Source organism: Serratia sp. CoH_134_PS_4 (genome assembly GCF_058190535.1).
This window is the reverse complement of the sequence record NZ_JBXWKI010000022.1, coordinates 18,112-41,660: the sequence shown is the minus strand read 5'-3', so window position 1 is coordinate 41,660 and position 23,549 is coordinate 18,112. Positions and strand designations below refer to the sequence as shown.

The 23,549-nt window shown below is 44.6% G+C and carries 27 protein-coding genes and 1 pseudogene; 18 read left to right on the top strand and 10 right to left on the bottom strand.

Features of this window, described 5'->3' with window-relative positions; all coding sequences use genetic code 11:
* Positions 1-40: 40 nt before the first annotated feature.
* The gene (locus AC2FCQ_RS23620) at positions 41-877 is read right to left on the bottom strand and encodes a macro domain-containing protein (protein WP_261136812.1); all 837 of its coding nucleotides are present in this window, start codon (positions 875-877) and stop codon (positions 41-43) included.
* A 55-nt stretch (positions 878-932) separates the two neighbouring features.
* Entirely contained in the window at positions 933-1,487 is a 555-nt protein-coding gene (locus AC2FCQ_RS23615; protein ID WP_261136811.1) for a TIR domain-containing protein, read from the bottom strand.
* Between the two features lie 441 nt (positions 1,488-1,928).
* Between AC2FCQ_RS23615 and AC2FCQ_RS23610 the strand changes: the two genes are divergently transcribed.
* On the top strand, positions 1,929-2,720 hold the full coding sequence (locus AC2FCQ_RS23610) for a tyrosine-type recombinase/integrase (RefSeq protein ID WP_260524385.1): 792 nt from the start codon (positions 1,929-1,931) through the stop codon (positions 2,718-2,720).
* A 386-nt stretch (positions 2,721-3,106) separates the two neighbouring features.
* On the opposite strand, the gene AC2FCQ_RS23605 is transcribed toward AC2FCQ_RS23610, so the two are convergent.
* The gene (locus AC2FCQ_RS23605; protein WP_260524386.1) at positions 3,107-3,412 is read right to left on the bottom strand and encodes a hypothetical protein; all 306 of its coding nucleotides are present in this window, start codon (positions 3,410-3,412) and stop codon (positions 3,107-3,109) included.
* A gap of 433 nt (positions 3,413-3,845) precedes the next feature.
* On the opposite strand from AC2FCQ_RS23605, the gene AC2FCQ_RS23600 reads away from it, so the two are divergent.
* The 5 genes from AC2FCQ_RS23600 to AC2FCQ_RS23580 all read left to right on the top strand — a co-directional run bounded on the left by AC2FCQ_RS23600 (position 3,846) and on the right by AC2FCQ_RS23580 (position 6,878).
* A complete protein-coding gene (locus AC2FCQ_RS23600; protein ID WP_260524387.1) occupies positions 3,846-4,586 on the top strand; it encodes a phosphoribosyltransferase in 741 nt (246 codons plus the stop codon).
* Positions 4,587-5,061: 475 nt separating this feature from the next.
* Entirely contained in the window at positions 5,062-5,400 is a 339-nt protein-coding gene (locus AC2FCQ_RS23595; protein ID WP_260524388.1) for a hypothetical protein, read from the top strand.
* Between the two features lie 64 nt (positions 5,401-5,464).
* Positions 5,465-6,286 (top strand): SprT-like domain-containing protein, encoded by an 822-nt coding sequence (locus AC2FCQ_RS23590; protein WP_260524389.1) that lies wholly within the window; start codon positions 5,465-5,467, stop codon positions 6,284-6,286.
* Between the two features lie 110 nt (positions 6,287-6,396).
* Positions 6,397-6,639 (top strand): hypothetical protein, encoded by a 243-nt coding sequence (locus AC2FCQ_RS23585; protein ID WP_260524390.1) that lies wholly within the window; start codon positions 6,397-6,399, stop codon positions 6,637-6,639.
* A gap of 11 nt (positions 6,640-6,650) precedes the next feature.
* On the top strand, positions 6,651-6,878 hold the full coding sequence (locus tag AC2FCQ_RS23580) for an antirestriction protein ArdR (RefSeq protein ID WP_261136810.1): 228 nt from the start codon (positions 6,651-6,653) through the stop codon (positions 6,876-6,878).
* Positions 6,879-7,040: 162 nt separating this feature from the next.
* Here AC2FCQ_RS23580 and AC2FCQ_RS23575 read toward each other — a convergent pair.
* Positions 7,041-10,018: pseudogene (locus AC2FCQ_RS23575) on the bottom strand (Tn3 family transposase).
* Between the two features lie 167 nt (positions 10,019-10,185).
* Here AC2FCQ_RS23575 and AC2FCQ_RS23570 point away from each other — a divergent pair.
* Positions 10,186-10,827: a recombinase family protein gene (locus AC2FCQ_RS23570; RefSeq protein ID WP_001567361.1), complete on the top strand. Its 642-nt coding sequence runs from the start codon at positions 10,186-10,188 to the stop codon at positions 10,825-10,827.
* A 256-nt stretch (positions 10,828-11,083) separates the two neighbouring features.
* On the opposite strand, the gene AC2FCQ_RS23565 is transcribed toward AC2FCQ_RS23570, so the two are convergent.
* Both AC2FCQ_RS23565 and AC2FCQ_RS23560 read right to left on the bottom strand, forming a co-directional pair.
* The gene (locus tag AC2FCQ_RS23565) at positions 11,084-12,007 is read right to left on the bottom strand and encodes a cation diffusion facilitator family transporter (protein ID WP_000167917.1); all 924 of its coding nucleotides are present in this window, start codon (positions 12,005-12,007) and stop codon (positions 11,084-11,086) included.
* Positions 12,008-12,206: 199 nt separating this feature from the next.
* Positions 12,207-12,779, bottom strand: coding sequence for a cytochrome b/b6 domain-containing protein (locus tag AC2FCQ_RS23560; RefSeq protein ID WP_001515348.1), 573 nt, complete (start codon positions 12,777-12,779; stop codon positions 12,207-12,209).
* Between the two features lie 714 nt (positions 12,780-13,493).
* Between AC2FCQ_RS23560 and AC2FCQ_RS23555 the strand changes: the two genes are divergently transcribed.
* Together AC2FCQ_RS23555 and AC2FCQ_RS23550 are read left to right on the top strand one after the other, a co-directional pair.
* Entirely contained in the window at positions 13,494-14,138 is a 645-nt protein-coding gene (locus tag AC2FCQ_RS23555; RefSeq protein WP_218218577.1) for a ParA family protein, read from the top strand.
* A 23-nt stretch (positions 14,139-14,161) separates the two neighbouring features.
* Complete coding sequence (locus AC2FCQ_RS23550) at positions 14,162-14,479, top strand: hypothetical protein (protein ID WP_260524432.1); 318 nt, start codon at positions 14,162-14,164, stop codon at positions 14,477-14,479.
* 437 nt (positions 14,480-14,916) lie between these two features.
* On the opposite strand, the gene AC2FCQ_RS23545 is transcribed toward AC2FCQ_RS23550, so the two are convergent.
* The 4 genes from AC2FCQ_RS23545 to AC2FCQ_RS23530 form a co-directional block, all read right to left on the bottom strand.
* Positions 14,917-15,759 carry a HEPN domain-containing protein gene (locus tag AC2FCQ_RS23545; protein WP_261136857.1) on the bottom strand — a complete coding sequence of 281 codons (843 nt, stop codon included), beginning with the start codon at positions 15,757-15,759 and terminating at the stop codon, positions 14,917-14,919.
* Positions 15,760-15,762: 3 nt separating this feature from the next.
* Positions 15,763-16,134 (bottom strand): DUF2726 domain-containing protein, encoded by a 372-nt coding sequence (locus AC2FCQ_RS23540; protein WP_261136855.1) that lies wholly within the window; start codon positions 16,132-16,134, stop codon positions 15,763-15,765.
* Positions 16,135-16,346: 212 nt separating this feature from the next.
* Positions 16,347-16,808 carry a hypothetical protein gene (locus AC2FCQ_RS23535; protein ID WP_261136853.1) on the bottom strand — a complete coding sequence of 154 codons (462 nt, stop codon included), beginning with the start codon at positions 16,806-16,808 and terminating at the stop codon, positions 16,347-16,349.
* A 9-nt stretch (positions 16,809-16,817) separates the two neighbouring features.
* Positions 16,818-17,756 (bottom strand): replication initiation protein, encoded by a 939-nt coding sequence (locus AC2FCQ_RS23530; RefSeq protein WP_261136861.1) that lies wholly within the window; start codon positions 17,754-17,756, stop codon positions 16,818-16,820.
* A 1,138-nt stretch (positions 17,757-18,894) separates the two neighbouring features.
* Here AC2FCQ_RS23530 and AC2FCQ_RS23525 point away from each other — a divergent pair.
* From AC2FCQ_RS23525 to AC2FCQ_RS23485, 9 genes are all read left to right on the top strand, one after another.
* The gene (locus AC2FCQ_RS23525; RefSeq protein WP_261136852.1) at positions 18,895-19,587 is read left to right on the top strand and encodes a hypothetical protein; all 693 of its coding nucleotides are present in this window, start codon (positions 18,895-18,897) and stop codon (positions 19,585-19,587) included.
* 61 nt (positions 19,588-19,648) lie between these two features.
* Complete coding sequence (locus AC2FCQ_RS23520; RefSeq protein ID WP_219015177.1) at positions 19,649-19,900, top strand: type II toxin-antitoxin system Phd/YefM family antitoxin; 252 nt, start codon at positions 19,649-19,651, stop codon at positions 19,898-19,900.
* Complete coding sequence (locus AC2FCQ_RS23515) at positions 19,890-20,171, top strand: type II toxin-antitoxin system RelE family toxin (protein ID WP_261136851.1); 282 nt, start codon at positions 19,890-19,892, stop codon at positions 20,169-20,171. Before AC2FCQ_RS23520 ends, AC2FCQ_RS23515 begins: the two co-directional genes overlap by 11 nt.
* Positions 20,172-20,212: 41 nt before the next feature.
* Positions 20,213-20,773 (top strand): hypothetical protein, encoded by a 561-nt coding sequence (locus AC2FCQ_RS23510; protein ID WP_219015178.1) that lies wholly within the window; start codon positions 20,213-20,215, stop codon positions 20,771-20,773.
* Positions 20,766-21,035 carry a hypothetical protein gene (locus AC2FCQ_RS23505; protein WP_126179362.1) on the top strand — a complete coding sequence of 90 codons (270 nt, stop codon included), beginning with the start codon at positions 20,766-20,768 and terminating at the stop codon, positions 21,033-21,035. The genes AC2FCQ_RS23510 and AC2FCQ_RS23505 overlap by 8 nt, the downstream gene beginning before the upstream one ends.
* The gene (locus AC2FCQ_RS23500; protein WP_261136849.1) at positions 21,032-21,466 is read left to right on the top strand and encodes a helix-turn-helix domain-containing protein; all 435 of its coding nucleotides are present in this window, start codon (positions 21,032-21,034) and stop codon (positions 21,464-21,466) included. Before AC2FCQ_RS23505 ends, AC2FCQ_RS23500 begins: the two co-directional genes overlap by 4 nt.
* Before the next feature lie 481 nt (positions 21,467-21,947).
* A complete protein-coding gene (locus AC2FCQ_RS23495; RefSeq protein WP_261136846.1) occupies positions 21,948-22,463 on the top strand; it encodes a J domain-containing protein in 516 nt (171 codons plus the stop codon).
* Between the two features lie 112 nt (positions 22,464-22,575).
* Entirely contained in the window at positions 22,576-22,761 is a 186-nt protein-coding gene (locus tag AC2FCQ_RS23490) for a hypothetical protein (protein WP_490309111.1), read from the top strand.
* 126 nt (positions 22,762-22,887) lie between these two features.
* A complete protein-coding gene (locus AC2FCQ_RS23485; RefSeq protein WP_126179359.1) occupies positions 22,888-23,097 on the top strand; it encodes a hypothetical protein in 210 nt (69 codons plus the stop codon).
* Positions 23,098-23,549: the final 452 nt, after the last annotated feature.

Here is a 23,549-nt window from a genome sequence, read left to right as displayed (position 1 = left end):
AAAAAGCCGCTTAGCGGCTGTAAACCTAGGCTTAAAATAACTACAAACCGTTCCGTGCTGTTTTTAATTCAAGAAGATTTATTTTATCTATTTTTCCTTCGTGTATCATTATTGTTAGTTTTGCCGGATGTTTGAAACGCATCTCACTAACTCTAAAAGTCCACAACATTATTTTTAGTAGGTCTTGCTCATCAATTGTTTTGTGGCCTTTGATTCGTGTGAGTCCAGACCCGAATATAGGTACAGAGACACTTTTTTGAGCATAAACACGGTTTACTTTATCCCAAAAACTTATCAGAAACTCGAGATATTCAGGCATGGTGAGGTTTGCTTCGTTTTTATTATTGAATTTGGATAGTGCCGTAATTAAAAAGTTATCTAAAACACAGATAGTACCAATCTCATACTTTTGCTTTTTACCATCCCTTCTTTCTTCATCTATGTTTTTTATTTCGTCCTCATCAAATTTATAATTTTTGATGTGATCGTCGAGTTCCTTTACAGTGCAAGGTAGGTGATCCGTAATGAATTTACCATTGAGGCTACTTGCGGCGATAATCCTATCGTCGACTTGAGTATCAAAGTATTCATTGAACGCTATAGCTTTTAGCCCATCCTGAGCGAAAATATCACCGGTTTTAATGATGACAGTACTCTCATCAATAGTGAGCTTTATTTCCCTCAAGCTATTTGCTCTACGCCAAAGGTAGATATAGACAAAAAATAAAATCACAATGCATACAATTCCATATGCTACTTTTTGTCCCGTTGGTATGTCTACAAAATACAACGATCCACCAATCACACCAAAAATTATTGATGTATAATCTTTAAATTCCTTAAAAATCTGCTTATCCCAGAAACTAACCTTTGCCATTTTTATTCCTCTTTCCATGTGGAGTTAAAGCGCCGAATATGGCGCTTTAATTATATTAAACAGGGTATCTATAAACGTCTGGAACGGCTTTGGTTCTCACCATAAACTTACTATCAGATAGTGAGTGTGAGATAAGTGCTTTATTCATCGGGATGTGTAGTGTAGGGACTAAAGACATTGAATCTCTAAATGTAGGGATTTTACCCCAAAGGTTTTGTATTTGCGGTATTAAAGTGTTGTTGTTTAACAAACTTTCTTTCGTACTATAATCTGGATAAATCACGATCACTGGCAATCCTAATGAATTAATTCCGTAATCTATCTCTTCCCTCAGCGCTCTGGAGTTTACTGTTCTTTGACTTAAAAATAGAATGATGTTTTTTGAGTTTCGCAGGCGTTGCCTGAGCCTAGGCATTAACGTTAGCTCCCAGTTACTGCCATCGCGAACATTATATGTTGTGTCATGTGAATTATTGAAAGGGAAGTTAGCGTCAGCTCCTTTCCACATTCTTAATGTATTGTAGTAAACAAAATCCTTAGTTGCATGAGCACCTAAAACACTTTCATTAAAAGGTTCGGCAACATAAAACGCACAGTAATTTCCATTCATTTGAGTACCCCTTCCTTAATCAAAAGTAGCTGTGAAATTATACACGCTCCTTGCCAGTGATAATCACATACTAGTCACTTTATTTGAACGTGTTGTGTTTCCCCTAGGTATTGGGCTTTACCGGTAAAGTGCCTAATTCCCCTCCCCTGCCCCGTCAAATCCGCTATAATCCCAACAGTATCAAGTGCCTGTACACCGCTGATGCTACCGGGCAGCGGCGACGGGCGTCCCGTTCGCCCGGTTCCCTTTCTGCTTGATTGGGTTTTTCTGGTGAATAGACGTAAACTCCCCAAATCCCCTCCTGACCGATCACCGAATTATTCCCGTCGCCCTGCTCCCGCCCTTCTGCCACAATAAACGGCATCGGCCTTCCGGCATCCTATTTTGATGTCCGGGTGATGCAATAGTGACCAGATTGCGGAGATTGAAAAATTGACTCTTATGCCCCACAACATTTTGCAGAATTCGCGTAGCGCAATCAGCCCGATGTGGGGATTTGACCACGCCGTCCGGTTGCGTGAAATCGCGATCGCTGCCGACCTGGATCTGCCGCTCTACCTGCTCGCCCCGGAAGTGGCCGTGCTGTTGTCCTATATCCCCGATATGCATCAGCGGCTGTTCTTCGAAACGTTGTGGAATACCGGGGCGCGACCCAATGAAGCCGGGGCGCTGACACCGAACGATTTTTTCTTCCATGATGACCTGATGCCTTTCGTGCGCCTGCGCACCCTTAAGCAGCGTAAAGCCCCTCCCCGGTCGGTTGGCCGCCCTTCCCTGGATAGCCTTGTGGAAGAGAAACAGAAGCCCCCACTCCGGGCGGTGCCCTTGCCGGATCCGACCTACGTCCGCCGGGTGCAGGAGTATTTCACCACCTTCAAGGTGATGACGCGCCGGGCTACGCCGCTCTGGGGGTTCAAGAGCAGCGAAACCCCGCGCAACTGGTTAAAGGCAGCAGTAGGACGTGCAGAGCGTGACGGGGTAACGTTTTCGGTGCGCCCTATTGTGCCGAAAACATTCCGGCACAGTTTCGCGGTGCATCTGTTGTTGAATGGGGTTCACATCAAGAAGGTACAAGCACTGATGGGACACCAACGTATCGAGAGCACGGAGGTCTACACGAAGATATTCGCCCTGGACGTGACGCGCGACCTTGGCCTGACGTTCTCGATGCAACCGGAAGAGGCGATCGCCATGATGGGAATAGGTAATATATCTAAGATATCACCTAGATAATTTATCGGATATATTTGTTGGTGAATATATTGGATATATGTTTTTAACGATATTTCGGATATATTCCCGTTAAGCCTTACTGTTACGTCTTGCTTAATGTTGTTGTTCTTGGTGCTGGATGTTTGTACATTTAGTATTCTATGTGCGGATCACAAACGAAGGAACTTATGGATCACCTCTTCCCAAGAATCGGCCTCTACTTCATCTATGCAACGCTATTCTTTACATCCTTATTTTCATCAGCGCCCGACAAGTGGGTTGGTGTTGGACTGTCAGTACTGTTCTTGTTTTTGAGCCATAGGGCTACCAGGGCTAAGCCTGCACAGTCTGAAAATAGTGTACGCGCTTGAGAATATATCGGATATATCAATATTTCCGATATATTATTAAAAGGGGAGTTCATGCTGATGCACAAAGTCCCCTTCTTTCTCATGCAGTACACGCATGTAGTCCTGCTGTGAGAGGAACGCCAGCCCTTCCATTACCGTGACGGGCTTTTCTAATTCCATCCAAAACAAATCCAGCCAAGCCCGGCCCATCCAGAAAAGCTTATCGGCACGTTGGATGAATACGAGGGAGCCGGGTTCGATTCGTTCCAGGTACGCACCCAAATATACGATGCGGATCGTTTCTTCTCTATGCTGAAAGACATCGATGCCGGTTCGCTGGAAAGGGTTGTAGCCGTTTTTCATTGCGACCTCGTTACCTGTGTTTATATACAGTTATTTTAGCACGGTTATGGTTAATGAGATCAAGATGAGAGATTGATGGGATATGTGTCTGATATATCAATATATCGGATATATTCTTAATTTCAGTGGCTTCTTCTTCGCCCTTTCGAGTTTAGCGCCTACGTGTTAATCGGGGAATACCTTGCCCATTGCGGCGGCGCGGAATCGATGCCGGGCTATCTGGAACTGCACAGTTGGGCTGACCAAACGCGACTCAACGAGCATTTACGCGAAGGTTGAGGACTAACGAGAGTTAGGTGTTATTCGTTGTAGGGTTTGCCGCAGGAATGCATTATCCATTAACATCGACGCCATACGGTGTATCGGCTGCAAAGCCGCACCGGCTCATTCCAATTATCGACCGTTAACGGCCGACTTTTAAACGGAGTTTTACGTGGGGTTTGTCGTCGACGCTGAGAATAGACTGGTTACGGTTGACCATTCGCATAATCATTTTTGCATTACCACGCCAGAAGGTAACCCCGTAGAGTTGATGCTGGGAACCTTGAAAGTAACGTCTATCTTTGCGAGAACGAAAGGGAAGCGCGACAAAAACGACCCCGGCGATAACAGCCCCATGCTTTATGTGATTAAGGGGCTGCATGAACTGCGAACGAACCCGCGCGATATCGCTATGCTGTGTGCCAGCTTTCGGCAAATACTCCCGTTGTACTTAGGCAGGGGCTTTCAATGGGATTGGATTGTTCCTTTACCCTCAAGTAGCCCTGTTTGTTGCCGCTTCGCTGATAAGGTCTTTAAACACACTAACCAGGGCGTTTGTTACCCTGATGCGTTGGAAAAAATCACTGCGGGCAATGTGATAGCGAATCTGGAAGATTTGCGCATTTCATCGAAAGACAAAACGGTATTGCGTGGTGATATTAAGCGTTTTATCGATCGACACGGCGAAGAAAAACCCTTTCAAATTAAATCAATTCACCGCGTTAAATTGCGCAAACACATCAACCCATTTATGCTCGGGAATGTAACGGCTGCCGCACCGCCGAGAGCTATCTTATTGATAGATGATATGGTTACTTCAGGGGCTTCCCTGGTTAGTGCCGAGGCTATATTGAAACAACAATACCCGGACGCGAGAATCGAGGCGCTAACGCTGTTTGGCTCCTCAAGGTGACAGCTGGCCCTAAACAAAAAAGTTGCAATAACACGGTAAATTGATTAATATTTTGGCATCCACAATAATCTATGATTGTTAGTGGTAGAGCTGGTATGAGCGCCCCTGCTCTATAAATTATCAAACGGCGACCGCGCTGCGCATGTGTAGCCTGGCTGTAAGGGTCAAGATTCACATCTTAGAGAGCGGCTAAGACAACAAGCAGGTTGTAAAATTGCGGGAATGGTAAAAGGCATCCGAAAGGATGCCTTTTGTCGTTTATGGGATAGTAAAGTCTGCCAAGAGGGGAATTCCCTCTTAAACCATCAAATTTTCCTTCTGCAGTTCATCTCTCGCATTCAAAATGATAGTAAAATTATACCTGGTCACTACGAGGGGAAAGCGAATTTGCTATCAAAATGTATTGTACAATACATTTATGTGTGTCATTATCTGTTTTGTACAATACACGAACCGCAAAAGCGAGGGAGTGAACATGAATGTTGAAGACCGTCTGCGCATCGAGCGCGAAATTGCTGTCGCAGCCGTAAAAGGGCTTGTCCAGGCTGGCTATCAGATCTCCGTGTTTGATGGTGAAGAAATCGTTAATGCTCCCTCAAATGATGCTGACAGCATCTTGGGTGATATGTTTTCTACAGATATTGACCAGCTGGAAGTATTCAACGCGGGTGACCATGTAAATCGTGCCGGTTGGGTGCTGTTTGTTTACGGTAACGATGGATGGGACGTTATCTGTGATCACACAACTAATCTGGAAGGGCCCTTGAAGAACGCAGACGAACTGGCAAATAAGTACGCAGATCAGTTCATTTAAAAACCATCAAAAGTCGGCGGCATCAGCCGCTGACTAGATGAAAGGACATCAAGGTTATTCTGCTATGACATCAAAACGTGCAACAGAACGCGCCTATGCGGAACTGCAACAGGCGTATGACTTCTACAATCAGCGCTTATTCGGCGGCCAGCTGCCGGACTGCCTGATCACTTTCCAGCGGGGGAAGAACACGATGGGCTATTTCAGCCGTAACCGGTTTGTTTCACCGGCTGACGGTACACAGATAGACGAAATAGCTCTTAATCCTGAATACTTCCCGGTCTACCCGCTGATTGAGGTCATGCAGACTTTGGTACATGAGCAGTGCCATATGTGGCAATTCCACTTTGGTAAGCCATCGCGCAAGGGCTATCACAATGCAGAGTGGGCAGCGAAGATGGAAGCTGTAGGGCTAATGCCATCTTCGACTGGCAGGCCGGGCGGTGACAAACTCGGGCAGTCGATCAACGACTACCCAATCCCCGGCGGCCGCTTTCAGAAAGAAACGCTGGAACTGTTCCGTACCGGCTTTGCGCTTAGTTGGTTTGACCGGTTTCCGGTCAAAGTGGAACAACCGAAAGACCTGACGCCTATCATCGAGCAATGGCGGGAAACGCTCGCTCAGGCACTACAGGCGAACCCAACAGGGGAAGTTCAACAGGATGCCGTAGGCGTTGAACGACTGCTGACGTTGGCACTGGTGCCCTCTGTGCAGAGTAGCGATGACGGGGACGATTCGGAGGTTGCAGGGATTGTTTTGCAACCGAAACCCAAAACTCGACATAAGCATGTATGCCCGGAGTGTGGCGATACGGCATGGGGCAAACCCAGCTTGAATATTCTGTGTGGTAAGTGCAACGTCGCATTTACCGACGTCGATAAGTAATCTGCTATCAGAATCGACTTCGCCGGCTCGATGGCCAATTCAAAATTGACGGCATTACTGCCTCCCGGAACCAGGCGCCGTTCGCATAAATACTATCAAAGGAGTTAGAGATGGGTACATTAACGATCAGGACTCAGCCAGAGCACGACACGGCCCTGGTTGCGGTGGGAAATCGCTTAGGTGAGAAGACGGCTTCACAGACACTGCTCAAGTCGCTGATGACGTATGAACGTCACTGTGAAGAGATAGAGCGTTTGAAGCGTGAGCTGCAAACGATGAAATGGGAACGTGATGAGTTGCGCGGTAAAATCGAAGACTACAAAAAGGCACATAATGGGCTGATGGCATTGTGATGGAGGGAATCATGGAACATGTTGAGATAGCAAAAAAATGGCGTGAACAGAATGCAGAGCACGCCAGTGACGGAGTTGTTCTCATTTGGGACGGAGAAGTCTACGGATGGAAAAACTGCCTGCGTGATGCCCAACAGGAACGTCCAGGCGCGATCGCTGTTGATGGTGACGCTCATGTTTTTGTCGCTGAAGGGGGTAATGACTATGATGGGGCGAAAAGGTGGGTAGTGCAGCAATAAATTCGTTGTTCTGAGGGGGCTATGCCCCCTTCTCTTCACTTACATTTTAGTTACATCATTCATGGATATTAAACCACCACACCTTAACCCTCTTTAATGGCATCACGTCACAGAGCTTAACAGCTAAAAGGGGTCAATTTGGATATCGAAAATTATTGTACGTTAAGGTCGTTTTTTGACCTTCCTACTTTAGCTGGCCGCAGCCGACGAAACTTACCGGAAGCCGGTATCCGGTTGCTTTTCCAGATATAATCGCCTGTAAGATTGATGTGTTCCCAGCCTAGCGGGGACAAATGCGATAGCAGTCGCTCGTTGATCTTCATCCCTTTACGCTTCAGGGCATCGACCGCTCTTTCCATATAGATGGTATTCCACAGCGAGATAGCTGCCGTCAGCAGCGTCAGTCCGCTGGCGCGGTAGCTCTGATTTTCCGGTTTACGATCCCTGATTTCACCCAGACGGTGCAGGAATACCGCGCGCGCCAGCGCGTTACGGGCTTCTCCTTTATTCAGTCCCGCCTGTACCCGCCGACGAAGTGCCGGATCGCGGAACCAGTCGAGCATAAACAGCGTTCGTTCAATACGGCCAATTTCCCTCAGTGCTTTGGCAAGTCCGTTTTGCTTGGGGTAGCTGGCAAGCTTTTTAAGCATCAGGGATGCCGTCACGGTTCCCTGCTTTATCGAGGTTGCCAGGCGCAGCACTTCACGCCAGTGAATTTCGATCTCTTTCAGATTCAGGCTGGTTGTTGATATCAGTGACTGAAGCGCCGGGTATTGGTCTGCTTTCCCTTTGATAAACAGCTTTTTGTCGTGGAGATCCCTGATTCGTGGACAGAACGCAAAGCCTAGCAGATGCATCAGGGCAAAGACATGATCGGTGAAACCAGCTGTATCGGTGTAATGCTCCCTGATTTCCAGGTCGCTTTCGTGATACAGCAAACCATCGAGAACATGGGTTGAATCCCTGACCCGACTTATTATGCAGGTGTAAAACGGGCTGTATTGATCCGAAATATGGGTATAAAACTGACGTCCAGGTTCTTGCCCATATTTCGGGTTAACCTGCCCTGCGTAGCGGCCTGAGCTGCCTGTTCTGAAATTCTGTCCATCTGATGATGACGTTGTTCCGTCTCCCCAGAATGCCGCCAGTGGTCTTTTTCCCTGCGCATTTACCAGCTCAGCAAGCGCGGCTGAATAGGTTTCGTCGCGGGTATACCATGCCTGAATATCTTCGAGTGATGATTTGGTGCTCCCGGGGCAGGCTTCTGCCATTTTGGTCAGGCCAAGATTGATGCCATCCGCAAGAATGGTGGTGAGGAGCTGGCGGGTATCGGGACGGGTAATGTCATTTTTTATATGCGAAAAATGACGGGTAAACGTCGTCCAGCAGTTTACCTCGTCGAGAATTTCCGTGATTTTAGGTCGCGGTAGCATGCTGTAAACCAGTTCTGCCAGCGGTGAAACCTGTGCCGGAACGCAGTTATCCAGCGGAGAGACTTTTACGCCCTTGTCGGATATTTCCACATCGGGCAGTTCACCAAGGGCAGCCATGGCATTGACCTCTTCAAGTCTGGACTGAAGCAGAGTCATACGGCTGGCAATGTACTCATGATAATCAGCAGATACGGGCAGTGGCAGCGCCGGTGTGAGTTTGTCAAAGTCCTTTTCGGGAATGAGGTAATCATCAAAATTTTTGTAGCGGCGTGAGCCTTTAACCCAGATGTCCCCGGAGCGCAACGCTCCCTTAAGCTCGCTGAGCGCACAAAATTCATAATACTGCCGGTCAATACCCGCAGGTGTAATCACCACCTTGCGCCAGCTTTCAGGGACAAACTCAAGCGGCGCAGTCGCCGGAACTTTACGTGACTGCTTCCGGTACATATCCTTGATCACAACCAGCGCATCAGCCAGAGGTTGTGCTGCCGGGGTTGCGACTAACTGTAAAGCGGACAACATGCGCGGGGCATATTTCCGTAATGTGCTGTATTTCTCAGTAATAATATGCAGCGGGTCAAAATTATTTTTTCTGGCGAGATGGCGTGTTTCCTCCAGACTGGCGACAAATTCAGGCCACGGGAGTATGTTTTCTATTGCGAGCCATGGATCGCCACCGGAGTCGCGGGCATCAGACAGCGCCTGACCAACATCGATGTACTGCCTCAGTTTGGACTGGATCAGCTTTCCGGTCTGCTGAAGGCGCTCAGCCTGTGTTCTTTTGGCTTTGTTGAAAAGGCTGTTCAGCATTCGTTCATGCAGCTCAATCACTTCGTCTGTCAGTGTGGCTCTGGCTTCTTCCAGCACGCACACCAGGATCGCATGACGCCGGGCTGCTGAAAATCGGGTCAAATCCCGGCTGCTCATCTTTCGGCCTTCCCGCGCCAGTTTCAGCAACCGGTTCTGGTGAATGGTACGATCTATACCTTCCGGTAATGCCAGCGATTCAATGCTACTGAGCCGATCAAGGTGTTGCAGCACGTTCTTACCATTGATTTTACCCGGAGGTTGCAGAAGCCATGTCAGCCTGGAAGACTGATTATCCGATGACTCAAGTAAACAATCCAGAGCATCCCTGTGAGCCGGAGTTAACGGGGCATTCAGGGTCTGAAACACGATTTTATCGCCGCCTGCCATGGCCTCAGCACAGGAACGCTCCACGACATCAATCGAGGGGATTATCACGTTGTTCTGCCGGAGCCAGACCAGTAGTTCTTCGGCCAGGAGAATACCTTTATCGGTGCGCGTCGCCATCGGCAGCAGGTGTGTAATACAGTCCTGCTGTATTTTGCCGGTGAACGCTTTTACGCCAAGATAGCGGTACAGTTCGGTTAAATGTTCGCGTCGCGTAGTTTCCCTGCCGGAAAGGTAAGCTGGCCAGAGATCCCCGGTAAGTTTTAGCCTGCTGGCGATATGCTTCAGCAGCGCATCAGAGGGAGGGATTTTTTTATCCGGGGTAAAGCCGACATTTTTCAGATAGCAAAGAAGGACGGCAAAACCAAAACGGCTGGCAGGTTTACGGTGGGCACTGATAAGTGCCAGATCATGTTCACTGAAATACGCCATCCGGGTCAGCGTTAACTCTTCGTCCGGTAATGCCAGTAATGATTCTCTTTCCGACAGAGAAAGAATCTGCCTCCTTGCCATATAGTTTCCCTCGTAAATTATCCGATGCGGTATTTTTAACAGAAATGCTTATCGCATAAGGGTACACCTTGACGCCACAACCAAAACGTGACGGCACACGATAAATGACATAACCTATATGCGATAGAATAAATGCAATAACCTAAATGCGATAACGCGGTGGGAAAATGTTCATCAGAGCTTATTTAAGGGCATCGACGGAAGACCAGTTCGCCGATCGGGCAAAAGAGATGCTGGAGCAGTTCGTCCAGGAACGGGGGCATAAAATCGCCAGCTACTACCGGGAAAATATCAGTGGCACAAAACTTGAGCGCCCGGAACTAGGGCGCTTACTGATGGACAGTCACCACAATGATATTTTATTGGTCGAGCAGATAGACCGTCTGACACGTCTCAGCAACAGCGACTGGATGACGCTAAAAAAACAGATAGAACAACATGAGCTGCGAATTGTCAGTCTTGATGTGCCCACATCATGGCAGGCACTGTCAGATAAGGACCCTTCGCAGGCCGACCCGATAACCCGCGCAGTAATAACCGCCATCAATAACATGCTTATCGATCTGATGGCCGCAATGTCACATAAGGACTGGCTGAGCCGCCGCCAGCGGCAAAAACAGGGAATCGAGCGGGCTCATACAATTGGAAAGTACCGGGGTAAGCAGGCCGATCAGGAACGGCATCAGAAAGTCCTGTACTACCGGCAGGTAAAGAAACTGAGTATCCGGGAAACGGCGGATGCTACAGGCTACAGTGCTTCACAGGTTTGCCGGATACAAGCGCTTCATAAAAATAATGAAACTGCCTGAAAGGCTGGAATAACGGTGTTTATTTGCAGTCATGGCCTAATAGTTAGCGCCCTGTAACAACTTTTGTGATTAGCAGCCTGACGCATCATCTATGTAAGGAAAGTCCGCTGTGTGCCAGAAGCGGACTTTTTAAAAATATTGCGTGCCCAACAATTGGGCGCAGGTCACATCAAGTACCCTCAGAATTATAGAGAATACCTGAAATTTTTGTAGAGCGAGGTTTGTTACCCTGCCCGACCAGCGACATGTGGTTAGTTTAGTGATCAGAAATGTCGAGCGTTTGGTCGTTCATTGACGCGGGATCTTCCAACGGTTCCACATGAGTGGTGATATGGATAAAAGGCAGTGCGGTGCGGATATCATTCTCTATACGCTCGGCCCAGTCGTGCCCATATTGAACAGTCCATCGCCCAGGAACTAGGATGTGCATTGTCATAAACGCCCGCCCGCCAGCCTGGCGTGTACGTAGTGCATGGAAATCAAGCCCCTGTTCACGATATCCTGCCAGCAGTGACTCGATTTTTTTGAGTTCTTCCGTGGGTAGCGATACGTCCATCAGACCTGCAGCTGAACGACTCATAAGCTGATAACCAGTCCAAACGATGTTGGCTGCGACCAGCAATGCAACGATCGGATCGACCCAAAACCAGCCGGTCAGATAAACCAGTCCGACACCAAAAATGACACCGACCGACGTCCAGACATCGGTCAGCAGGTGATGAGCATCTGCCTCAAGAGTGATAGAGTTGTGCTGCCTGCCAGCCCTTAACAAAATGCGAGCCGTCACAAAATTAAGGATTGATGCGACTGTTGAAACCAGTAATCCGAGACCAATCTCCTCAAGCGGCTGTGGAGTTAACATCCGCTCAACTGCGGTATAGGCGATACTGGCTGCCGCCAATAGGATCAGAAATCCTTCGAAAGCACTCGAGAAATATTCGGCTTTGCCGTGCCCATATGCATGGTTCTCATCGGCCGGAAGCGCAGCCAAGGTCAGCATCCAGAGCGCCATTAGGGCTCCTGCGAGGTTAACTACGGATTCGATGGCATCAGATAGCAGACCGACCGAACCGGTCATTTTCCACGCCACACCTTTGAGTCCGATAGTGGCAATAGCCGTGGCAATGGAAAGCCAAGCGTAGTGCGTCAGCGGACGAGGTAACCCTTTTGTTTTAGTCATTATTAACTTCCTAAAATAGGACGACTAACTCACATTTCTATCCATGATAGATAATTAAACAATCATTTCGCCATGAATATTTTTTCGTTTTTATTAAATTTAATTAAAAAGTCTCTGCAAGTGCTGTTTCATCTTCTAGTAAACTAAATTTTATTTTTAGGGTTTTCTTCAACTTGAAGTAATATTATCTCACAACAGATTAGTCACTTAGGTTAACTGAGCGGCTTTTATATTTTTCAATTAAAATATGCAAAACTCCCATTGCACCATGTGCATAAAAATAGACCTCAATGAAAGTAGTAAAGAACTTATGCCAGTGGATTACTGTTTCAGCCAGATTTGACTGCATGGTATTCAACAAGAACCATAGGCCACCTGAAAGTGCTACAATTAGCAATGCTAGAACTCCAAATCCTTGGATTGTACTGGCAATACCTCCCGAATGTGCATCGGGCAGTCGGAAACTAGTCAACGTTTTTATATCTTGCTTAATACCACTAAAGTCAAGCCCTACCCATGAAAAATAATAAGTAAAACCTCTTTGAGTAAGCATCCAACTTAACATAATAAAACCACAAATAATCAGTCCTAACCCTGAAATAATGTGCATCCAGGTTATAACTCCTTCAAGACTATGTTCACCAATTGCTTCGGTCTCTGTCAGATTAGAGTTAATAATTTGTGATAATATTAGAAATGCCACAATGATGTGAAGAATACGAAAAAAAGGAGCGTAATCATGGGGTAATAGATTCCAGAGTCGCAATTTCATTAATGAGTCCTTAGTAAATTTATCGATGATCTTAATCATACAAAAGAATTATTAGGATAACCTTAATTCTTAAAATTGCAGCAGGCATTAGTTCACCTCTGATATGGCCACTTGCGAAATGGGAATGGTAACTGTTATTACTATGTGTTTACTTGCTGTTCTTGTTACGCAGCCCCTTAAACACATTACTTTCAAATATGATTTCCTGCTGGGTTTAAATATGTGTCTTTCTATAGTGCGGCAACCTATTTTTACACCAACTCATGAATTAAATAAGAATCATAAATTAAATGAGAGGTTTAATTCTCTTGCTTAACGCGATGATATTAAATGGAAATTTTAATTTTTGTAATTTATTAAACAGTTAGAATGAGACATGGTAAATACGATCTTCCTTTAGATAATTCTGATAGCACTTTTTCTACTGGGCAGTCTGCAATGTCCGCTTCTCGCTCAAAGCTGCCTGTCAAAGTGGTCAAGCTCTACCACAGCTCAGAGGTACAAAAAATCACCTTAACGTACAATAATTTTCGATATCCAAACTGACCCCTAAAAGAGCCAGCACTTGACTTCTAACCGGCACTTCTCACTCAGGTGAATGGGGAAATCTCGCCAATATACTATCGATAATATATTTGATATATTAGTATTGACATATATCCGATAAATGCTAACCTGCATATATCGGACATATTACTAACACGCGAGGTCATCATGATTGTACTGATTGGTAGTCATAAAGGCGGGGTAGGTAAATCCACGAAAGCGGCCAACATCGCCGTTGCCGCACGTTACATGTCAAAGAAAACCATCGCTATGGTGGGTTCTGACAAGCTTGGCTGTCTCAAGAGCTGGTATGCACGTCGCCAGGAAGCCGGTTTACCGTCATTCACGTTCGTTGAAGCTTACGGGGATCTACGTAAGGAACTCACAGAACTGAATAAGCACTACGATATTGTCCTGGTTGACACTGCCGGTCACGATAGCCAGGAATTCCGCTCAGCGCTAACTGTGAGCGATATTTTACTGTCGCCGGTAAAACCGTCTTCTCAATCCGAAATCGATTCCATCGCAGCCCTCACGGAAACCGTCAGAACGGCACAGGAAAAGCACAACCCTTCACTGAAAGCGCACCTGGTCTTTAACCGCTGTTCAACCCGCAGCGGGAATACCGATGCCACCGATTTAGCTAATATGCTTAAAAGCGATGAGTATTGGTTACAGCCGACAAAACAACGTATCGGCGAACGCACTGTATACGTAAAAACGTTTAACGCAGGGCAGGGCGTACACGAAGCAAAAGACGGCCAAGCTAAAGGTGAGATTGAATTGTTGTGCCATGAAGTTGGCATTTTCTAATTTATTATAAAGAGGTGACAGTAATGTCTACAAAACCAAAAGTACAATTACCAACCCGCAAAATTGTCTCAGAAAATGAGGAGGTGGATAAAAATGAACAGGTAACTTCATTTATCAGGGAAGGGGATAAGCGCCCTGAGACGCGTAAAAAAGTTAAACCTACGCTGTTTACATTGACCGAAGAAGAAAAGGATTTTGTAGAGAACACAGCTAAAAGAACCGGTGCGACAAAAACAAACGTTATCCGTGCCGCATTAAAAACCTTGGCAAAGTTAGATGATAACGACCTGCTAATGTTGTTAGGAGAAATAAGCCTGAGAAGCCCAGGGCGTTGGAATTGAAAGTGTTAAGGGGGTGGTATGTCCAGCAGGAAACCAAGAACCAGATACATCGTCGGAATCCCTAGCAACTCGATTCTTTACGAGGGAAATTCGCGATTTGTTGCTTGGTGTCATTGGTTGTTCAACCGCCGCGTTGCTATTGCGTTCGACCGGCGGGCGTGGATTACTAATCCCAGCTATTGGGTCACAGGCGATACGCCCCATGAAAATTTCTTCGAAAAATAAGGAATGCCCAATCCCCTCTTAACGACATCTACAGGAGGATAAATGGAATTAATAAATCACATAATTACTGTAATTCAAGAAGCCTCATGGCCTGCAAGGATAGGCTATATTGCGTACATAGTAATAAGCATGATACTGCTTATCGTCAAAGTTATACCCGCGATTTACGCATGTTTAACTGAAAAGTAAAAAGCCCCGAAAGGGGCATTTACTCAAAAAGGCGGCATACTTTTTAAAAAAGCTTCTCTTTTTAATTTCTCGTCCTCTTCATATTTTTCTTCATTAGTAATGATAGCAGAAGAAATATAACCACTGACAATAGCTAAAAAAACACGAACTAGATTGACTGAGTTTTCAACATCATTGGAAGTAAGAGGAATTCTTTTCCCTTCTATGGTTTTTCCATCGCGATGAACAATGTCATGCCTAAGCTTTATTAACTTAACTAATTCTCCTAACCGATTTTCTTTTGGCTGTTTTGCTTGCAAGACAACCTCATAGATATTTAAAACCTTTGGAATCTGATGATAAAGAATATCAGAAAAGAAATTCATTACTCTCTTTTCTATGATAGAACCATCATCAAGAATTTCCTTCAAAGATACCGTAGTGTCATTTAACCCCTTCACATGGGAAACAGCGTTTCGTATGTAACGATCAGAGGATAAAACCACAGATTTTAACATTTCGCTGAGACAAGATTCCAGGATAGTGACTGAGTAGGCCACTTGCATTTTTATGAGTGTTTCATTGTTTTCAATTGAATTGAGAGAGAGAACAGCTTCTAAGGCACTGGAGTAATTTTTAAAAATATCAAGATGGGGATTCTTTTTTAACCACTCGATCTCCATTTCCTGTTCTTCTTCTAACTCAAACTGATAGGCAGCTTCATCTGCAAGATGATCCTGGTATTCATGAAACTGAAATTCTGCTTCTCCATATTCAATAGATAGTTCATCAAGCTCGCTGTCTTCATCTAGTCCCAGATGTTCGCGTATCCATTCTTCTTTTCTTTCTTCCTGCATGTCATCTAACAAACTCTTAACAAGGCCCATATATTACCCCTTAAAAAAATCAATTAAGTAAAGTTCCGCAACTCTTGAAATGCAAAAATATTCAATCGAAGATTGTTTAAACACCTCAGAAAGAAATGATTTCCTTTCCTCTTTGAAAATCCCATTTCCTTGATAGTCAAACACCGCCACGGTATAATTGTTATTCAAATCATACACAACAAAATCCAGGGTAACACTCAGGATTTTTTTGATGTCATTATAGAATTTATCACTACCTGATTCTGCTGTGGGTTTCACCAGTTCGGCAAGTTTAATTTTAGACAAAACCACGACACCAGGAGGGCAGAGCTGCACCAGATTGGCATAGAACTCCTTCTCTTGTATCGTTAGTGGGTTACGTTGTTGGTAATCCATTATCATTACTCCTTCTGTTGCATAGCAACCCGAGAGCCTACGGCAGCACTGGCAAAGTGAACACATAGTAATGCATGAAATGCATGGATATGTGGTCACTTTGCCTATCTTGCATCGTGTAGTTCTCTTTGCTGCTCCGAAGTTCTCATTTATCACCTTACTCTATGGTAGCACGGAAAAAATCGCTTTGCAGAACGGGGAGGGTATACCAATCAATCATCATTGGCTGCACCGCTCTGGCTACGGTTTTCCCTGGTAAACGGCGTATTATTTTTAACATGCATCAGACGGAAAAAAGGCTCAAATTTCAAAAAAACAATATCCAACACTAAACCCAAGTGAGCTATCACCGTCATTGCGATCAAACAGATAAGCGTGAAGTCAGTACCTTTATAAAAATGCTCATCATAGACCGTATAGTAAAAAACGAGTCCAAGCCCTACAGTCAGATATGTTAACAACTTCCTGAACGGGTAGAGCACATTAGCAGGTAACAGAACGGCAGCAGTGAGCAGTAAAGCAATTGCATAGCGAACCGTAAACCAAAGGAAATCTAGCCACCTCAGAACGCGGCCATTACTCACTGCCTTCTTTTTCTCATGACTCACACGTTTCACGGCTGCTTTAAAACTGGTTCTTTCCTTGCCTTGCGGGAACTGATAGATGTTTGACATAAAGCCTCCTTAACCTCTAAAGCCCTGAGGGATTTCTGTGTCTGGCTCTGAGATTGCATTGATATCACGCCGAGAGTTGTTACTCGATGCTTTCACTTCACCTTTTTGGTTTAGTTCCAGCGCCTCATCTGCAAAATCATCTTCTGCTTCACTCTCTTTACTTACAGAGTAAGTAAAACGAAGCTTAGAAGCTTTACGGGCAACTTTTTCAATAATTGAAAAATCTAGATCTTTAATTTCGGTAACATCATTTATTAGAGAAATGTTTTTCTTCAAAAACGCTCTATTGAAAATTTTGAAGTCTGGATAAAAGTAATTTTTTTCGTTGTCTTCAATTTTAAACAAATTCAACTCATCTTTTAAATCATCAACCTCGATATCAAAATAGCTTCTCTTTCCAATGCTGATGTTTTTTCTAATAAGTTGATAAAGTGAGCTAGCATTCGTCTCTGAGAGTCTAACCGTGGATAACAGAACTTGAGTTGTATAGTTGTCTTTCAATCTACAAATGTATGGTTCGATGAATCGTGTAAAACTCAGCTCTATTGATGACTCACTTTCTGCATAGTCACAATATTCAGTCAAGTTTAAAGATCGTATAGTATCAGCCGGTGATTTTTTCCCTTTCTTCGGTAACAAAGGTTCCCCAGCTCTTGCGAATGGTTCTAAAAGCTGACTCTTTGGAATGCTAATGATACTGGTCTGTAGTTCGCTAGCACCCTCTTTAAGTTGCTTGTAAGCGACAGATATGTCCACATCAGCTATCACAGAATACTCTTTTGCAGTTATTCTGAATGTCTGCCCTTGCTCTAGCATTCTTTTGGAATCAAGTTGGGCAATAGCCATAAACAAGATTCGGCGAGCAGACAAGGGAAGCATGGAGAATGTAGAGTTGATTTCATTCCGATGTCTTATCTTAGTTTTTGGCGTCACATTTTGAAGTTTCATCCGTACAAACCTTTTTATCTTATTCGACAGAACAACAATAACACCAAAGGTGAACTTTGCAAGAAAAAAGAGTTCACCTTTAAGTGAGATATCAAAAAAGATAAATCTCACCTTTGAGGTTTTAACTGTGTAATCAAGTGTAATTCGAGACGGCATAGGTGTTCACCTTTTGCGGCACTCTCCCTCACCAAACACGGCATAGGCGTTCACCTTTCATAAAAAGTCATTACAAACATAAGCATATATCTGATAGGAAAGGCTTACCGCTCTGAAAGGTACTCATCAACAAACTGATCTATTAAAATGATATATATATCAGACTACTATATGACCTGTAGCGCTCAAAAATCAGCCAGGAAAAGCCTGCAACCCCTATTGCAAACGTAAATTACAGCAAACGGCATAGGCGTTCACCTCTTACGGCACAGGCGTTCACCTCTTACGGCACAGGCGTTCACCTCTACGGCATAGGCGTTCACCCTTAACGGCATAGGCGTTCACCTCTTACGGCATAGGTGTTCACCCTTAACGGCATAAACGTTCACCTTTTGCGGCATAGGTGTTCACCTTTAGACCTAACACTCAATAAAAAAAAAGGAATAAATACTTAAATAACAACAATATGAAAATGTTACTAAAATGTTGCTTAAGTCTATTAAGTTAAGATCAAGTTTAAGTAAGTTTTGAACTAAGTCTTTTAATAAGTAAAAAAAGATCAGTAATACAAAGCCCTGTGGATAACTCGCAGGCACACAACCCACGGTCAGACCTCCTGATCGCCCCAATATGCTACTGTGTGAACGTGCTCACATTAAACACCGTAGCAATTCCGCTTCCTCGTTTTGACAGACTCCGGCGGCGCATAGCTTGCCTACGCTAGCCAAAACTGCGGCGAGCGGTGCGGAAGATCCTGAAAGGATCGTTTAGTGACTCTCTGTAACGCGTTCAGAGCCACTATCAGCATGTAAGTGAAGGCTCAGCTCATCAATATGCTCACAATCGCTCTATGGGCTGCTGATGGCGTTTGAGCGCAAGGTATCATTGCACCTTTGCTTTTTCCTTCCGCTCACATAGTCTTACGGGTCGCCGGAGCTACAATCCCTGGCTGTGCTTGTTAACGTTACAAGGATAATTATTTATGGCTGGAATCAATAATATACAAATGCATCGAATTGAAATGAGCATTCTGGCACAGTGTGATTTGAATAGTTTTGCGATCCTTGAAGCAATCAGTACTGGAGGCGTTGACTACTTTGAGCAAACCCAGGAACAAACCATCATTGCTGACGAACGGTTATTAGAAAAAAACGCTTTAGTTGATTTGGTTGATTTCTGCAAAAGTCATTATGATCGAGACTTGGGTTTTCAATCAAAAATGGATGACGGTTTTCACTGTTATTATACTTGTGTAATTCCTGCAAATAAATTCATTCCATTTGCCCAAAAGTATTCTCCCTTCATTGAATTCTTGGGTAAATTTAGAGAAAGTGATGTAGATATTATAGAAGTCAGTTTCCCGGAAAAGGTAAAGAAGATCATATTGGATGAATTCGCATATGGGGATGACTTGGCCGCTACTTTATTTATGGAGAAACATAACGATAAAGAGGGTGGTAAATTTTTAATTTATGCGTTGTCGAAATATGGTTCGAACATTACTAAAACAACTTTGATGTTAGAGCGGCTTTACGATTGCACAATTGAAATGGCAGCAAAAACAGACGCGGTTAAATTACTTTGTCACCGAATTAAAGAGGATATAAAAAACGAGTTTGGTATTTCATATATTAATGAATTAATGGAACCGTTCGAAGATGATTTTCGCAGCTAGATACATTGAAAAATACTTTTAATGGTGCTATTATTGGTGTTCTATTGAAGGAGGGTCTCTCATGGCTTATCAGATTTTAACTACTACCGCAGCGTCGATAACCGACCTGAAAAAAAATCCGATGGGAACCGTGGCCGATGGTGACGGTGAAGCGGTCGCGATCCTCAATCGCAACGAACCAGCGTTCTACTGCGTTCCCCCCGAGCTCTACGCCTATTATCGTGAGCTGGCCGAAGATGCTGAGTTGAATCAAATCGCTGATGAGCGCATGAAAAATGCCGAGTTTGTGAGCGTTACCCTCGATGACCTATAAACTCAAGTTTGAAAAACGGGCTCTGAAAGAGTGGAAAAAGCTGGGACATCCGATCAGGGAGCAGTTGAAAAAAAAGCTGGCTGAGCGATTAGAAAACCCTCATGTGCCAGCGTCCCGACTCAGTGGCCGCCAGAACCGCTATAAAATCAAACTACGTTCATCCGGGTATCGACTGGTTTACGAAGCCATCGACAACGAAATCGTCCTGCTGGTGATCGCCGTTGGCAAACGGGCAGGGGATGAAGTCTATTTAACTGCCGACAAACGGTAAGATTTATTACGGTACGCCCCGATTGGCGATAGGAGTACAACATGCAAGAATTTTCAAATCAGCAAATTACCACCCTTGAGCAAGTCTGCTTGCTACTCGGCGACGGGTGGCACATTGACCGTCTAAAGTCTGAGCAATGGCGTCAAGTCTTGCGCTCTCCTGAATACCGACATTACAGCATCATAATCACCTGCACATATCACCAGTTTCAGCTGTTGGCCGTCATTGACCATTGCAGCGATACAGCGATTAAAATTTCCCACAGTAGAACGCCAACGGCGATCAGCCGTGATATCCGCAAGCGCTTATTCAATGGCCTCCGGGCAAAGCTTGCAGATGCGGATAGCCAGCGACAAAGAGACGCTGAACGGAAACAGGCTAAAGAGTGGTTTATCGATGCTATAAGCCGCTTAGTCAGTGTCGAACGGCCTCGCTATGGTCACACCGATAGAGTGTGTGGATTGAGTCATGGGGGGATCGGCGGCGAGGTTCAACGCTATTGCTATGAAAATTATAAACTCGACCTAAAAGGGTTAACGATGGATGAAACTATTCGGATCGTTGGGTTTATTAGCCAGCTAAGAGGGCAAAACAATGTCTAAGACCTGCGTCTATCATCATGCTGGTTCCAGCGGCATGAATACGTTTAAAACAGAAGTTTTTAAATTGGATAACGGGCAGTTAGAAGCCGTGTTTACACGAATCAAACGTAAACGCTTTCCAGACGGAACGGAAAAGGAATTTGTGGATCAAGTCTCACAGTTTACCGCAAGCAGCAAAGAAGAATTAAAAGGGCTAGATTTACCCAAGTTGCGCTCAACTAAAATTTTACTCGATTCTGAATTTTTTAAGGGTGAAGAATGACGACACCGACCGGCGCGGAAATCGCAAAGCTGAGAAATCAACTCGGATTGACGCAAAAAAAACTTGCTGCGCTTTTTGGCGTTACTTTGGCTACGTGGCAAAAAAAGGAGTCTGAAACGTCAAAAGAGACGATCGGCATCCGACCCGGTGAGTTCCAGTTTTTACTGTTGCTTGCCGGTGAGCATCCTCAATATGTTTTGACCCAGAAACAACCGGAGCTGATGACGGTACAGAATAAACCTAGCGCTGACGACGTTAGGCAGTTGAGGGAAGCTGCCGGGTTGAGCGTTGAACAAGCCGCCGCACTGTTTGAGTGTCTGCCGCGCAGCTGGCAGTCAAAAGAGAACCCGAACACACGCGGAACGCTGACCGTAGGGGAGTATAATTTTTTGTTATTGTTGGCCGGTAAACATCCGTATTTGTCAATTTGACGTCAAAGGCACATTCTGCAGCCAGGCGCCAGGGATGAAAACACCATCATTTTTACACATGGCCATCAGCCGGCGCCGCCATTTTTGATTGTGTTTATTTCCTTCTGTTTGTTCTCTACGTTCTCCCCCGTAACCGTCTGCGCAAGCGCATCCGCTAACGCCTCGGAAATCACGCTCAAAACGGCGCTGTGCGTCGTTCTGACCGCTCACCGAGGTAAGGGCTGGTTTTGCGTCTGCGTCGTCTGTTGGCGCGTATAGGCTTAGCAGGGCGGAGGGGGGGATTTTGCTTTATGCAATATTGTACCGCCCAAGGGCGGGCATCAGCGGGGTTATAATAGTGTAATTTTTAACTACATAGTGCCGCTTTTCATGCACTTACGTGCATAAAAACATTGCGATAGTTATCAAACGATGTATAATGGTTTTATCAAGTCAGCAGTGATTTGAACGGTACGCCCCGAACGGCGCTAGGAATAAAATTATGAACATTCAAGAAGCCCTCAACGTTCTCGGTTTAACTGGTGAAGTTAATCAGGCAGAACTGAAAAAAGCATTCAAACGCCTCGCTGTTAAATATCACCCAGATAAAAACCCAATCGGCGCAGAAATGATGAAAATGATTAATGCGGCGTATGAATTCCTTACTAATAACATTGAAAAAATAAATCAATTTCAATCACAGAATGAAGAGGATGTGTATAACTACAGTGATGAAATTGAAAGTGTATTAAAAACGATTGTGACGATGGAAGGGGTAATATTTGAAGTGATAGGAAACTGGGTTTGGATTAGAGGTGAAACTAAAAATCATAAAGAGATACTTAAATCGCTAAAATGCAAGTGGGCACCTAGTAAAAAAGAGTGGTATTACAGACCAGAGGAGCATAAAAGTGTTTACAACAGGAAAACACACACCATCGAAGAAATCCGCGAAATGTATGGAACAAATGGACAAAGAAAAGCAAAAGGTAAAAAACAATTAGAAAAAACAAATTAATACAAGGCGGGGAAACCCGCCTTATTTTTTTATCTTATGTTGAATCAAATATCAAACGATGTATAAAAAATTTATTGAATCGATAATTATCACTACAGCAGAGGGTTTCACGATGGAAAAGAAAACTAAAGAATTAGTTGTAGGAGACATGGTTATAAATGTTCTAAACCGGTCTTATTATCCGCTCGAAGCGGTGGAGAAATCAGGTTCCGGGTATATCGTTACCATGACCCCCGCAAATATAAACGGCAATCGATACTTCGCAGAATACGCAACCCGTCATCAAATCCAGGCTTAACTCACACCGCTTAATTTATTATTGATGAATATAAAAGTTGCATCGGATATCAAACGATGTATAATGAATTTATTGAATCAATAGCGATTCGATCGGTACACCCCGTAGGTGATTGGAGTAATGAATATGAAAGAATCTAACCGCAATTTTGATACCCTCCGCTTATCTCGCTTTGAAGTTGTATTTATTGCAGAAAATTCTTTTGGTGAAGTTGTGATTTGCCGTTATATCACAAATGCACTGAATAAATTTGATGCGGCTTTCCAATTCGGCCAAAACAACAAGGGTTACAACTATGTTGTGAAGGAAGTAAATGAAGTAATTCAAGCCATCTAAAAAAGAAAGCCGGGTTGCGCTAACAATCCGGCTCTCAGGCAAATCTAAGACTGTCGAGGAATTAAAAATGCCAATTGATATTATACAGCTCGCAAAACAACTCGCAAGCGGAAAACAAACCCGTATACCGGCAATGAAAGCACATGCATGGGACGATCTGCGTTGGTGGGTAGATTACCTGCGGGGGTATGCGCTATGAAAACTAAATTGATTTACACGAAGTCAATTCACTATTACAAGGCAGGAGTTAAACGGATTTTTGAGCACCGATATGGCTTAACGATGGAAGACGTTTCTTTGAGTTCGGATTTTATTCTCCAAGCGTATGAGGCGAAAGAGTCCCCAGAGCAGTTAGTTGAGTGGTACGGTGAAAAATACGATTTAACAAGGATTAGATGATGAAAGAAAGGGGGCTAAGGCTCCCTTTTTTATGCCCGAAAGGGCATGTAGGG